General features: G+C 46.2%; 14 protein-coding genes and 1 tRNA gene. 14 read left to right on the top strand and 1 reads right to left on the bottom strand.

Annotated elements, in window-relative coordinates; all coding sequences use genetic code 11:
• Window positions 1-8: 8 nt before the first annotated feature.
• On the bottom strand, window positions 9-740 hold the full coding sequence (gene cmoA, locus ACP7H9_RS11045) for a carboxy-S-adenosyl-L-methionine synthase CmoA (RefSeq protein WP_011234342.1): 732 nt from the start codon (window positions 738-740) through the stop codon (window positions 9-11).
• Between the two features lie 54 nt (window positions 741-794).
• Here cmoA and ACP7H9_RS11040 point away from each other — a divergent pair, with 54 nt between their 5' ends.
• From ACP7H9_RS11040 to ACP7H9_RS10975, 14 genes are all read left to right on the top strand, one after another.
• Window positions 795-2,288, top strand: coding sequence for a diguanylate cyclase domain-containing protein (locus tag ACP7H9_RS11040; protein WP_243734823.1), 1,494 nt, complete (start codon window positions 795-797; stop codon window positions 2,286-2,288).
• Window positions 2,289-2,362: 74 nt separating this feature from the next.
• Window positions 2,363-4,132, top strand: coding sequence for an aspartate--tRNA ligase (gene aspS, locus ACP7H9_RS11035; RefSeq protein ID WP_110012734.1), 1,770 nt, complete (start codon window positions 2,363-2,365; stop codon window positions 4,130-4,132).
• Window positions 4,133-4,148: 16 nt separating this feature from the next.
• Complete coding sequence (locus ACP7H9_RS11030) at window positions 4,149-4,898, top strand: YebC/PmpR family DNA-binding transcriptional regulator (protein WP_153848934.1); 750 nt, start codon at window positions 4,149-4,151, stop codon at window positions 4,896-4,898.
• Window positions 4,899-5,435 carry a crossover junction endodeoxyribonuclease RuvC gene (gene ruvC, locus ACP7H9_RS11025; RefSeq protein WP_110012732.1) on the top strand — a complete coding sequence of 179 codons (537 nt, stop codon included), beginning with the start codon at window positions 4,899-4,901 and terminating at the stop codon, window positions 5,433-5,435.
• Window positions 5,436-5,447: 12 nt separating this feature from the next.
• Window positions 5,448-6,065 carry a Holliday junction branch migration protein RuvA gene (ruvA, locus tag ACP7H9_RS11020; RefSeq protein ID WP_110012731.1) on the top strand — a complete coding sequence of 206 codons (618 nt, stop codon included), beginning with the start codon at window positions 5,448-5,450 and terminating at the stop codon, window positions 6,063-6,065.
• 9 nt (window positions 6,066-6,074) lie between these two features.
• Window positions 6,075-7,094, top strand: a complete 1,020-nt coding sequence (gene ruvB, locus ACP7H9_RS11015; protein ID WP_011234336.1) for a Holliday junction branch migration DNA helicase RuvB — start codon at window positions 6,075-6,077, stop codon at window positions 7,092-7,094.
• A gap of 401 nt (window positions 7,095-7,495) precedes the next feature.
• On the top strand, window positions 7,496-7,906 hold the full coding sequence (gene ybgC / locus ACP7H9_RS11010) for a tol-pal system-associated acyl-CoA thioesterase (RefSeq protein WP_110012730.1): 411 nt from the start codon (window positions 7,496-7,498) through the stop codon (window positions 7,904-7,906).
• 3 nt (window positions 7,907-7,909) lie between these two features.
• Window positions 7,910-8,620: a protein TolQ gene (tolQ, locus tag ACP7H9_RS11005; protein ID WP_011234334.1), complete on the top strand. Its 711-nt coding sequence runs from the start codon at window positions 7,910-7,912 to the stop codon at window positions 8,618-8,620.
• Complete coding sequence (gene tolR, locus ACP7H9_RS11000; RefSeq protein ID WP_011234333.1) at window positions 8,617-9,045, top strand: protein TolR; 429 nt, start codon at window positions 8,617-8,619, stop codon at window positions 9,043-9,045. Before tolQ ends, tolR begins: the two co-directional genes overlap by 4 nt.
• A 2-nt stretch (window positions 9,046-9,047) precedes the next feature.
• On the top strand, window positions 9,048-9,965 hold the full coding sequence (gene tolA, locus ACP7H9_RS10995; RefSeq protein ID WP_227016311.1) for a cell envelope integrity protein TolA: 918 nt from the start codon (window positions 9,048-9,050) through the stop codon (window positions 9,963-9,965).
• Window positions 9,966-9,976: 11 nt separating this feature from the next.
• Window positions 9,977-11,326: a Tol-Pal system beta propeller repeat protein TolB gene (gene tolB, locus ACP7H9_RS10990; RefSeq protein WP_011234331.1), complete on the top strand. Its 1,350-nt coding sequence runs from the start codon at window positions 9,977-9,979 to the stop codon at window positions 11,324-11,326.
• Window positions 11,327-11,379: 53 nt separating this feature from the next.
• A complete protein-coding gene (pal, locus tag ACP7H9_RS10985; RefSeq protein ID WP_110012729.1) occupies window positions 11,380-11,916 on the top strand; it encodes a peptidoglycan-associated lipoprotein Pal in 537 nt (178 codons plus the stop codon).
• A gap of 68 nt (window positions 11,917-11,984) precedes the next feature.
• Window positions 11,985-12,698: a tol-pal system protein YbgF gene (gene ybgF / locus ACP7H9_RS10980; RefSeq protein ID WP_227016310.1), complete on the top strand. Its 714-nt coding sequence runs from the start codon at window positions 11,985-11,987 to the stop codon at window positions 12,696-12,698.
• A 129-nt stretch (window positions 12,699-12,827) separates the two neighbouring features.
• Window positions 12,828-12,903, top strand: a tRNA-Lys gene (locus ACP7H9_RS10975).

Genomic DNA, 12,903 nt, shown 5'->3' with positions numbered 1-12,903 from the left:
AATATCCCTTATTTAACGGCCAGCATGGCGGCGAAGTTAAAGCACTGGAACCAGACCGAGCTGTGTTGAAAACCTGCTTTTTGAAAACGCTGTTGATGAGCCTGCAATGTATCAACTTTCATCACGTTTTCGATTGCTGCTCGTTTTTGGCTAATCTCAAGTTCACTGTAACCATTGGCTCGTTTAAAATTATGGTGCAGTTCAATGAGCAGATCATTCATAGATTCATCCGGATGGCGTACTTTTTCCGCGACTAATAGCGCGCCGCCTTTATTCATACCATTAAAAATATTTTGTATAACCTCGTCTCTTTTATCCTGGCTAATAAATTGCAAAGTAAAGTTTAGTACGACCACTGACGCATTTTTAATTTCGGTTTCGGCTAGATCCTGACAGTGAAGTTCAACCGGAATTTGGCTTTTAAAGCCATCCAGGTGCAGTTGCGCACGCTCTATCATAGGTTGAGAGTTGTCTATTCCAATAATTTTGCAGTTTTCTGTCTGCTCGCACCCTTTACGTATAGCAAGGGTCGCTGCGCCCAATGAACAACCTAGATCGTACAAGTGACTATTAGGCTGAACATAGCGGCTAACAATTTGTGGCAAGGTCTGTAAGATACTGGAGTAGCCCGGAACCGAGCGGTTAATCATGTCAGGAAATACTTCGACAACCTGTTGGTCAAAACAGAAGTCAGAGATGCTGGGCAAAGGCTTTGAAAATATCGTGTCATGTTGCGTCATAGAAGCTACTTTTATTCGATAAAGAATTCAGATTAATAGGCATTTTACCGATAAATGCTACTGACGCACAGGCAATATTCGACTAAAATCCGCGCTATTGATGTGGAGGGTAAAACATTGAAACGAGCTTTAGGTGTAGTAAGTGCTATTTTTGTCACTTTTACTACAACCGTCTTTAATAGTCATGCAGGCCAATCTGATAACTGGACCCAAGCCTATGAAGAGGTGCGTATAGGTGTGCCCGATCAGATGGAGCCTTTGGTATCAATAAAAGACGGTAAAGCTATAGGGCTCGATGTTGATTTAATTAAAAAGTTTACCCAGGACATTTCGGCAAAAATAGTTTGGAAGCCCTGCGGCCATTGGCGTGACTGCCTTGAGGCGATAAAAAACAAAGAGATTGATGTACTGACCAGCGTTTCTTACTCCGTTGAACGAAATCAGTTTATGGATTTTACCCAAAGTTACTGGTCGACGCCCTGGGCTGTAGCTTCCATGAATACCACTCAACTGAGCAGCGGCAGTCTGCATTTGGAGCAGTTAACCGATAGCAAAATTGGTGTGGTCGAAGGTTACAATATTGTGCCGCAGCTGGCGCAGCTTCGCAGCGTTCAAACCGTTGAAGTGGACGGCATCCGTGAAGGTGTGAATTTGTTGCGTAATAATGCGGTTGATTATTATGTTGATAGCCTGCCGTTGTTGGTTCATGAATTGCAGGAACGGCCGCTGCCAGGAGCGGAGCTTTCTGTTATTGATGATGCACAAGGCGAAGAGCTTTATCTGGCGGTGAGAGATGACTGGCAACCTATAGTCATGGCTTTAAATCATGGCATTGACAGCGTTACTGAAAGTGAACGTAATGAATTAAAGAGTAAATGGTACGGTTTTCAGTTAGAGCAGGGCTGGAGCAATAAAGAGTTACTTGATATTGCCATGAAAGTCGGCTCTGTCGTGTTATTAATTATTGTTGGCTTTGCTATCTGGAACAGTCGATTACGCCGGGAAATTAAATTACGTAAAGCAGCGGAAAGACGTATTCGGCATATTGCAACGCACGATGAATTGACTGGATTGCCGAACCGAAACTTAATGCAGGATCGTCTGGAGCAAACCATCAGTCAGAATGAAAGAACGGGAAAACCCTTTGCTGTACTTTTTCTAGACCTCGATGGATTTAAGAAAATAAATGACGAGTTTGGGCACAGTTATGGCGATGAGCTCTTAGTTCAGGCTGCACACCGAATGGGCACTTTATTAAGGCGTTCAGACACGGTATGCCGTCATGGTGGTGATGAATTCGTTATCCTGCTGCCAACAGCGAACAGTGTCGGTTCATCACTGGCAGTGTCTCGTAAATTGGTTGTGCAGTTGGCCAAGCCTTATAAAGTGAAAAAGCAGCAGTTGGAAATTAGTGTATCCATTGGCGTTGCTATTTACCCTAAGAACGGTACCAACACTGACGATTTGCTTCGCTCTGCGGACAAAGCTATGTACCGGGCAAAAGTCGCGGGTAAAAATGATGTGCGTCTGGCTGGCGACGACGGATGACATTCGTCGTCAGTCCGCTATAATGTTGCGCTTCGTAAAAACATTCATTGCAACAGCTAGCAGGATAAACGCGCATGCGAACTCATTACTGTGGACAAATAAATGCTGAATTAGCGGGACAAGAAGTCACGTTATGTGGTTGGGTAAATAAACGCCGGGACTTAGGCGGCTTAATTTTCATCGATTTGCGCGACCGTGAAGGGCTGTTGCAGGTTGTTTTTGACCCGGACCAAAAAGCGTTATTTGAGACAGCAAACAGCCTGCGTCAGGAATTCTGCGTGTGCTTAAGCGGTAAAGTTAACCGTCGGCCGGAAAGTCAGGTAAACAAAAACATGGCAACCGGCGAAGTTGAACTGCTGGCTACCGACTTAGAAATTCTAAGCCGCTCTGAGCCGCTTCCTATCGACTTTAATCAGCAGGTGAGTGAAGAAGCGCGCTTGCGTTACCGCTACCTTGATTTGCGTCGTCCACAAATGAACGAAAAACTGCAGTTCCGGGCGAAAGTAACCAGCGCAGTACGTCGCTTTTTTGATGACAACGGCTTCTTAGATATAGAAACGCCAATGTTAACGCGAGCAACGCCGGAAGGCGCGCGCGACTACCTGGTGCCAAGCCGTACTCATAAAGGACGCTTTTTCGCGCTGCCACAAAGCCCTCAGTTGTTTAAACAGCTGCTGATGATGTCGGGTTTTGATCGCTACTATCAAATTGTTAAATGCTTCCGCGACGAAGATTTACGCGCTGACCGCCAACCTGAATTCACTCAGATAGATATCGAAACCTCGTTTATGAGCGCTGAGCAGGTCATGGAAATTACCGAGCAAATGGCTCGTGACCTCTTCAAGCAACTACTTGATGTGGACTTAGGTGAATTCCCGAGCATGACCTGGCACGAAGCCATGCGCCGTTTTGGTAGTGACAAACCCGACCTGCGTAACCCATTAGAGCTGGTTGATGTTGCTGATGTTTTAAAAGACGTTGAGTTTAAAGTCTTTTCTGGCCCGGCGAATGACGAAGAAGGCCGCGTTGCAGCAATTCGTTTACCAGGGCAGGCTGAAAACGTTTCACGCAAGATGATTGACGAATACACACAATTTGTCGGCATTTATGGCGCGAAAGGTTTGGCCTGGATTAAAGTAAACGACCGCAGTGCAGGCCGGGAAGGCTTGCAGTCACCTGTTCTTAAGTTCCTGCCGGACGAAGTGATTGAGCCATTATTAGAGCGCACTAAAGCGCAAACTGGCGATGTCCTGTTCTTTGGTGCCGATAAAGCGAACGTTGTTGCTGAAGCTTTGGGTGCTTTACGCCTGAAGTTAGGTAAAGACTTTGAACTGGTCAGTAACGAGTGGAAACCGCTATGGGTTGTAGACTTCCCAATGTTCGAAGTCGCAGACGACGGCAGTCTGGCCGCGTTACACCACCCGTTCACCGCACCGGTCAATGTGACTCCCGAGGAGCTAAAAGCTAACCCGGCAGCCGCTATTTCAAACGCCTACGATATGGTGTTGAATGGTGTTGAGTTAGGTGGTGGTTCGGTTCGTATCCACGAAAACGCAATGCAGCAAGCGGTGTTTGAAGTGTTAGGTATTGAAAAAGACGAAGCGCAGGAAAAATTTGGCTTCCTGCTGGAAGCATTGAAGTACGGCACGCCACCACATGCAGGTTTAGCTTTTGGTTTAGACCGCCTGGTGATGTTAATGGTTGGCGCAAGCTCTATTCGTGACGTTATCGCCTTCCCGAAAACAACCACCGCAGCTTGTGTTCTGACCGATGCGCCTGGCGCAGCGAACCCGGCAGCATTGCAAGAGCTGGGCGTAAAAAGTATTGTGAAGGAAGACAAGTAATCAACAGAGGTGACATATGGCTGGTCATTCCAAATGGTCTAATATTAAGCACCGGAAAGCCGCGCAGGACGCTAAGCGCGGCAAAATTTTTACCAAGTTAATTCGTGAAATAACGGTCTCTGCCCGCGAAGGTGGCGGAGACCCTGAAACCAACCCGCGTTTACGTGCGGCTATCGATAAAGCCTTATCCAATAATATGAAGCGCGACACCATAGATACTGCGGTCAAACGCGGTTCGGGTGATCTCGAAGGCGATAACGTTGATGAGTTGACTTATGAAGGTTATGGCCCCAACGGTGTGGCTGTCCTGCTGGAATGCATGACCGATAACCGAAATCGGACGGTGTCAGATGTTCGCCACGCGTTCAGTAAGTTAGGCGGTAACTTAGGTACCGACGGCTCTGTTGCCTACTTATTTAATAAGAAGGGCGTTATTAGCTATTCTGACGGTGTGACCGAAGAACAGGTTATGGAACCGGCGCTGGAAGCTGGCGCGGAAGATATCCTTGCTTATGAAGAAGGGAGTATCGATGTCATTACATCACCGGAGAACTTCGGTGCAGTTAAAGATGCTCTGGATGCAAAAGGATTGGAAGCCAGCAACGCTGAAGTGACTCAGGTTCCTGACACTCGCGTTGATTTGGATGAGGAATCCGCACGAACCTTTTTAAAACTGTTGGATGCGCTGGAAGACTTAGACGACGTGCAAAACGTTTATCACAATGCCGATATCTCTGATGAGATCATTGCGCGACTGGACGACTAAGTGGCGATTATTCTGGGTATCGACCCGGGTTCGAGACTGACCGGCTACGGCGTTATAGAGCAGCGCGGACGGCAGCTGAATTACCTTGGTAGTGGTTGTATAAAGGTTATTGGTACCACTAAAGAGCCTTTAACCCTGGCGGAAAAGCTGCGTCGCATTCATGACAGCGTCAGTGAACTCATTACTCAGTTTAAGCCGAACGAATTCGCAATAGAGCAAGTGTTCATGGCAAAGAACCCGGATTCCGCCTTAAAGCTTGGGCAGGCGCGAGGGGCGGCGATAGTAGCTGCCGCACGTGCAGAGCTTCCGGTAGCGGAGTATTCAGCGCGACAAATTAAACAGTCTGTGGTGGGTAACGGTGGTGCAGAGAAGTCTCAGGTTCAGCATATGGTTATGGCCTTACTGAATCTGCAGCGTTGCCCTCAGGAAGATGCCGCAGATGCACTTGCCGTTGCCTTATGTCATGCTCACAGTTCACAAAACCTGATTAAAATGGCAGGCGCCGCGCGTAAAACTGTGCGCGGGCGTTTGCGTTAACGGAGTAAAAAAGTGATAGGTCATATTCAGGGCGTACTTACCAGCAAGCAACCACCGGAAGTGGTATTAGATGTACAGGGCATTGGTTATGAAATTCAGTTGCCAATGACCTGCTTCTATCAATTGCCGCCGGTGGGCGAAACCATAAAATTAATCACACATTTTGTGGTGCGCGAAGATGCACAGCTATTGTATGGTTTTATTTCTGCTTCAGAACGTTCGCTGTTCCGGTTACTACTGAAAACTCAGGGAGTTGGCCCGAAACTGGCTTTGGCTATTTTATCCGGCATGTCAGCAGATGAGTTTGTCATGGCTGTGAACCAAAACGATGTTACTCGTTTGGTGAAATTGCCAGGTGTAGGCAAAAAGACCGCCGAACGTCTGGTTATTGAAATGCGTGACCGACTCAAAGACTGGCAGCCGTCTACGCCATTTACTGATCGCGCACCGCTGGATAGCCAGGGTATGGATGCAGGAGAACATCCGGCCGATGCAAGAACTGATGCCATTAGCGCCTTGCAGTCACTTGGCTATAAAGAAAATCAAGCTGAAAAAGCCCTGCAAAAAGTGTACTCTGCAGAACATAACAGTGAGACCTTGATTCGACTGGCGCTAAAGCAGCTGTCGTAAGGAAGCCCCATGATAGAAGCCGATCAAATACCAACTCAGCGGCTCATTGAACCCGAGGTACAGGGTGAAGATGAGGCTGTTGATCGTGCCATACGGCCTAAAACTCTGGCGGATTATACGGGGCAGAAGCATGTCGTTGAACAGATGGGAATTTTCATTGAGGCCGCGCGCAAACGTCAGGAAGCCCTGGATCATCTCTTAATTTTTGGTCCTCCGGGGTTGGGTAAAACGACGCTGGCGAACATTGTGGCGAATGAGCTGGATGTGAGTATTAAAACAACTTCGGGTCCGGTTCTGGAAAAAGCCGGTGACTTAGCGGCGTTGTTGACCAACCTCGAAGCACACGACGTCTTATTTATTGATGAAATTCACCGTTTGAGCCCGGTTGTCGAAGAAATTCTGTATCCGGCTATGGAAGATTACCAGCTCGACATTATGATAGGCGAAGGTCCTGCAGCCCGTTCGATTAAATTAGATTTACCACCCTTTACCCTCATTGGTGCTACCACTCGTGCTGGCGCGCTGACGTCACCGCTACGCGACCGCTTTGGTATTGTGCAGCGCCTTGAGTTTTATGATGTTAATGAATTAACCGATATTGTTGGGCGTTCGGCTCACTTCATGAATGTCCGTATGCTCGACGGTGGTGCCCGTGAAATAGCGCGCCGCTCAAGAGGTACGCCGCGTATAGCCAACCGCTTATTGCGTCGGGTACGCGATTATGCCGAAGTCAGAGGTAATGGCGACGTTGATGAAGTGACAGCCAATGCCGCTTTGACCATGGTGGACGTTGATCAGGCTGGCTTTGATTATATGGACCGGAAGCTGTTATTAGCCATTATGGAAAAGTTTATGGGTGGGCCTGTGGGGTTAGATAACCTTGCGGCAGCGATAGGTGAAGAAAAAGATACCATTGAGGATGTTCTGGAACCTTATTTGATTCAGCAGGGCTTTTTGCAACGCACGCCGCGTGGACGTATAGCGACTCCCAGAGCTTATCAGCACTTTGGGTTAAAGCCGGAAAAATAGGTAAAAAAAAGCCCGCACAATGTGCGGGCAAACAGAACAACAAGAAGGAAGTTAAATCCAGGGAACTATTACTGAATAAACAATCTCAGAAAAAGTGACAACCAATCTCTTCGTCTTTGATATGCTGAGTATTATAAAGTTAATCTGATTCTGATCAAACAAGAAAAATTAGATGTTCGCATTACAATAACTAATCCGGAAGTTGCATTATCTGTTCAAAAAAAGCGCAACATATTTGTAACAAAAAAGAAAATATCTTAAAAATCATGGTGTTGATATTTTGTTCTTTTCATTCTGTTATAAAAAAAAGTCTGCTGACAAAGTAACCAGTTATGGTTTTAGGGGCTTCTTTACAAAATATTACACAAAGGTAACTTTTCGGAACTTTACTTGAGGTGGTAATGTCTCATTATGAATTTGAATGGCCTATCCGGGTTTACTACGAAGACACGGATGCAGGTGGTATCGTTTATTATGCTAATTATCTCAAGTTCATTGAAAGAGCTCGAACAGAGTGGTTACGATCATTAGGGATTGAACAGGATACCTGGTTAGCTCACAATATAGCCTTTGTGGTTCGCAAGGTAGAACTGGATTTACGGCAGGCGGCTAAGTTTAATGCTGAACTAATGGTCACTGTTAAAGTAACAAAGATTAAGAAAGCCTCTTTGGTTTTCGAACAACAAGTTTTGGCGAAGGATGGCAGCGTGCATTGTCAGGCAACTGTTTTAGCAGCCTGTATTGATAATCAGGCGATGAAAGCTGTTGCTATTCCGGAACCGATAATATCGCGTATTCAGTCAGGGGTTTAAAGCGTGGAAGCAGAACTATCGTTTATTGATTTATTCATGCAAGCCAGTTTATTAGTCAAGCTGGTGATGGTTATGTTACTGGCGATGTCGGTATGGGGCTGGGTGTTAATTTTTCAGCGCAAGAAAGTGTTGAAGCAGGCTCGAAATGACGCGCTAAAGTTTGAAGATAGATTCTGGTCAGGTGTCGATCTTGCACGCCTTTATCAGGAAATCTCGGCTCGTGCTAAAAATGCACGAGGAATGGAGTTACTGTTTCACGCGGGCTTTAAAGAGTACGCTCGGCTGCGTAACCACTCAACAACAAATACGCAGACAATGCTTGAAGGTGCGTTTCGTGCCATGCGCGTAGCTCACGCCCGAGAAACCGAAAAGCTGGATAATAACTTAGGTATTCTGGCAACTATTGGTTCTATAAGCCCCTATATTGGTTTGTTTGGAACGGTATGGGGAATCATGAACGCCTTTATCGCTTTAGGTGCCGTGCAACAGGCTACGCTGGCCATGGTTGCACCGGGTATCGCCGAAGCTTTGATTGCAACTGCGATGGGTCTTTTTGCCGCGATACCGGCCGTTATTGCTTACAACCGATTTACCACTAGTGTGGAAAAAGTTGATAATCAGTACATGAACTTTATTGATGAATTCATCTCAATTTTACAGCGGCAGTCTTCGGCTCAGGCAGGCAAAAGTAAAGTAGAGGGCGAAACGGTATGATGGTAATGCCGCGCAAGCGTCGTAAGCCGGTTGCGGAAATTAACGTAGTACCTTACATCGACGTGATGCTGGTTCTGCTGATCATCTTTATGGTAACAGCCCCTTTGATTACTCAGGGCGTTAAAGTTGATTTACCGAAAGCAACCGCCGAACCTCTCTCTGAAGAGAGTAAACCGCCTTTAGTGGCGTCGGTTGATGCTGAAGGTCGCTATTATTTAAATCAGGGTGACTCCCAGGATACGCCGATGCAGGCAGATGAACTTGCAACTTTGGTTGCCGCTCATTTGCAGGTTGAACCTGATACTCCGGTTATGGTCAATGGTGATGGTGCCGTATCTTATAATCAAATTGTGCAACTGATGGTGTTACTGCAAAGAGCGGGTGTGCCGTCAGTCGGTTTAATGACAGATTCGTCGGATAATTAGTTGTGGCAAAATCAGATAGCTTAACCTTACCGCTGATATATTCGATTGTTATACACGCTACAATCGCGGGTGTGTTGTTATTTAGCTTTGAGTTTACTCCCTCGACGCCGGAGGCGATGGAAGTCAATTTAGATCAAAGCGAGCTGGATATGTCAGAAGAGATTGTTAGCGCAGTCACCGTTGATAAATCCAAAGTTCAACAACAGGCAGATAAAATTCGCCAGCAAAAAGCGGAGCAAGAGGCGGCTGAACAACGCCGTATTGAGAGACTTGAGCGGCGTGCTGAGGAAGCGCGTAAAGCACGCGAAAGAGAAGAACAACGTAAAAAAGAAATAGAGCGTCAACAGGAACTAGAAAAACAAGAAGCTGCGGAAGCACGGAAACAGGCAGAGCGAGAAAGGAAAGAAGCTGAACGCCTGGCGCAGGAGCGTGCCAAAGCTGAGGCTGCGGCGAAAGAAGCCGAGCGGCGTAAACGCGAAGCAGAAGAAGCTGAACGTCGGGCTGAAGAAGAACGTCGTAAGCGTCTCGAGGAGCAGCGTAAACGTGAACAAGAACAGCGTGAAGCGGCTGAACGTGAGGCTCAGTTGCAAAAAGAAATGGAAGAAGAGCGGGCGCGTCGACAAGCTGCTCGTCGTCAGCAAGTACTGAGTGAAGTTGAAAAGTATCAGGCGCTCATTCAGCAGACTATTCAGCGAAACTGGAATGTTGATGACTCAATGCAGGGTAAGTCATGTGAGTTAACCATAAGAGTAGCTCCTAGCGGATTCGTTAAGTCAGTTGATACGGGTAGTGGTGATGCGAACGTTTGTCGTTCTGCACAAAATGCCGTATTAAAAGCTACAACACTGCCGGTTTCTGAAGATCCGGAAATTTATGAACAAATGAGTACAATTAAATTGACTGTAAAACCGCAGTTGTAACAAGGTGACCGATGAAAAATATATTAATTAGAAGCATTTTACTCTTTGTTGCGCTAACCGCTTTTGTGCGTGCAGGGGTACTGGAAATCGTCATCACGGAAGGTATTGATACGGCGCGGCCGATTGCGGTTGTGCCTTTTCAGTGGAAAGGTGAAGGAAAGGCACCAAACGAGCTTACCGATGTTATTGCTGCGGACCTTATGCGTAGTGGTAAATTTAATCCGATTCCTGTAAGTGCAATGCCACAACGCCCGGCTGCCGATGACGAGATAGATTACTCAGCTTGGGCTAAGATGGGCGTAGAAGCTATTTTAGTCGGTTCAATAGAACCGTATTCAGTTGACCGTTACATGGTTAAGTTTGAAGTTATTGATGTACTCCGGGGACAAATTACCGGCGGTAATTCGCAGATGTTACGCAATGGCGAGTTGGTGCAGAGTAACGATCATGTTCTTGATTCTCGCTCCAGCGTTATTGATGGTGATCAATTTCGCTCTTATGCACATCGAATTTCAGATGTTGCTTACGAAGCGTTAACGGGCGAACGTGGTGCTTTCATGACAAAAATCGCTTATGTCACGGTAAACCACGATGATCGCTATCCATACAAACTGGCGGTTGCAGATTATGACGGTGCGAACGAGAAAATACTGCTACGTTCACCCGAGCCGTTGATGTCTCCGGCCTGGTCTCCTGATGGTAATAAACTGGCTTACGTTAGTTTCGAGAATAAAACAGCAGAAATATTCATGCAGGATATTTATACCACCCGCCGCGAGAAGCTGACGTCGTTCCCCGGGATAAACGGTAACCCTGTTTTCTCGCCAGATGGCAAAAAGTTAGCTATGGTTTTATCTAAGGATGGAAATCCTGAGCTTTATGTGTTTGATATTAAAACTAAGGACTTGCAACGTGTTACTCGTAATCGTACGATTGATACAGAGCCTAACTGGACGCCAGATGGTGAATCTTTAGTGTTTACCTCAGAAAGAGGTGGCAGACCGCAACTATATAGCGTAAATTTATCATCAGGTCAGGTTCGTCGGTTAACCTTTGATGGTGAGCAGAATTTAGGTGGTACCTTAGTGCCGTCCGGCGAAGATATGATTTTAGTGAACCGGACACGTGGTAACTATCATATCGCTAAGCAAGAGTTTCCGCGTGGAAACATGCAAGTTTTAACGAAAACGTCTTTAGATGAGTCACCAAGTGTGGCACCAAATGGCAGTATGGTTATTTACAGTACAACGCATAATAATAAACAAGTACTGGCTTTGGTTTCTATCGATGGGCGTTTTAAAGCACGATTACCGGCTACCGATGGTGAAATTAAGTCACCGGCTTGGTCGCCATTTATGTAAAACAAAAGCCTGAATGGTTGAATTGTTCGATAAAAACGATAAGGACGAAAAGGATGCAGCTTAATAAACTTTTAAAAGCTCTGGCAATCGTTGTACCAATGGCAACTCTGGCCGCTTGTAGCTCAAACCAGGAAACTGATTCAGGTATGGGCGCAGGTCAGGAAACCAATCAACAAGCTGAGCAAGACTCTGGTGTTGAAGTTGGTGCAGCAGACCGCGCACAAAGAATGGAAGAAGAACGTCAGCAAAAAATGGAAGCGTTACGTAAAGAACACATCGTTTACTTCGCTTTTGACAAATCTAACGTTCAGTCAGAGTACACCGACCTGTTGTCGGCGCACGCTGATTACCTAGTCAAAAACCCGTCTGTGAAAGTGGTTATTGAAGGTCATACCGACGAGCGCGGCACGCCTGAGTATAACATCGCGTTAGGTGAGAGACGTGCTAAAGCAGTTGAGAGCTACTTGCACAACTTGGGTGTTCAGGATTCTCAAACCTCGACTGTTTCATATGGCGAAGAAAAACCAATGGTAAATGGTTCAAACGAACGCGCATACGCGAAAAACCGTCGCGCTGTTTTAGTTTACTAATTTAAAAGTAACGGATAGTAATGAGAAAAACGCTGTTAGCTGTATGTTTGTGTGTGCCTGGGGCTGTTATGGCCCAGGCACCTGTTTCTGGACTGTCGTCTTCAGGCGGTGTTGAGCAACGACTGGAACAAATCGAGCGCATGCTCGAAGCCCGTTCCAGTGCTCAGCTTGAAATGCTTAATCAGTTAGGTTCTTTGCAGCAAGATGTTGCTGAATTAAGGGGCATAACGGAAGAGCACGAGTACCGTCTGGAGCAATTGTTGCAACGCCAGCGCGAGCTGTATCAGGAAATTGATCGTCGCTTCAGTAATTTGAAGTCGAGCAATAACCAGAGTGAAACTGCCGGCAACGATTACAATAGCCTTGAGCAGGTACCGACACAAACAGACAATAGCAGCTATTCTCCAAACCTTAGCGAGAATGATGCTTATGACAAGGCGATAGCTTTAGTCCTTGAGGATAAGCGTTATGATGAAGCTATACCCGCATTTGAGTCTTTTCTGAAGAACTTTCCAAACTCGACTTACTCTCCTAATGCTCACTACTGGTTAGGTCAGCTGTTTTTTGCCAAACGTCAATACGATCAGGCAAAGCAACAGTTTGAAACTGTCGTTAATGATTACCCAGACAGTAATAAACGTGGTGATTGTTTATTAAAGCTTGGTGCTATCGCCAGTGAGCAAGATAAATCGGCAGATGCAAAAGCTTATTACCAGCAAGTGATTGAAGAATACCCGGAAAGTACCGAAGCTAATTTGGCAAAACAACGCTTAAATCAGTAACAACTGGGCAACATGTGTTCGTGAATTAAGCAGTCGCACAGTTTTTTTCAATTTTCAGTTGCATACGCGCACTATTTCAGTAAACTATGCCGCCGTTGCCAAGCAGAAACGGGCAATATTATTGGCGTTGGGTTGTTAGCTCAGTTGGTAGAGCAGTTGACTTTTAATCAATTGGTCGCAGGTTCGAATCCTGCACAACCCACCA

It is taken from the genome of Idiomarina sp. ST20R2A10 (genome assembly GCF_051842345.1).
Taxonomy (GTDB): domain Bacteria; phylum Pseudomonadota; class Gammaproteobacteria; order Enterobacterales; family Alteromonadaceae; genus Idiomarina; species Idiomarina loihiensis.
This window is presented reverse-complemented; position numbering and strand designations above follow the sequence as displayed.

Coding starts and splice junctions, on each gene's coding strand:
- cmoA (WP_011234342.1), bottom strand. CDS start 740: ATGACGCAACATGACACGATATTTTCAAAGCCTTTGCCCAGCATCTCT.
- ACP7H9_RS11040 (WP_243734823.1), top strand. CDS start 795: ATGCTACTGACGCACAGGCAATATTCGACTAAAATCCGCGCTATTGAT.
- aspS (WP_110012734.1), top strand. CDS start 2,363: ATGCGAACTCATTACTGTGGACAAATAAATGCTGAATTAGCGGGACAA.
- ACP7H9_RS11030 (WP_153848934.1), top strand. CDS start 4,149: ATGGCTGGTCATTCCAAATGGTCTAATATTAAGCACCGGAAAGCCGCG.
- ruvB (WP_011234336.1), top strand. CDS start 6,075: ATGATAGAAGCCGATCAAATACCAACTCAGCGGCTCATTGAACCCGAG.
- ybgC (WP_110012730.1), top strand. CDS start 7,496: ATGTCTCATTATGAATTTGAATGGCCTATCCGGGTTTACTACGAAGAC.
- tolR (WP_011234333.1), top strand. CDS start 8,617: ATGATGGTAATGCCGCGCAAGCGTCGTAAGCCGGTTGCGGAAATTAAC.
- tolB (WP_011234331.1), top strand. CDS start 9,977: ATGAAAAATATATTAATTAGAAGCATTTTACTCTTTGTTGCGCTAACC.
- pal (WP_110012729.1), top strand. CDS start 11,380: ATGCAGCTTAATAAACTTTTAAAAGCTCTGGCAATCGTTGTACCAATG.
- ybgF (WP_227016310.1), top strand. CDS start 11,985: ATGGCCCAGGCACCTGTTTCTGGACTGTCGTCTTCAGGCGGTGTTGAG.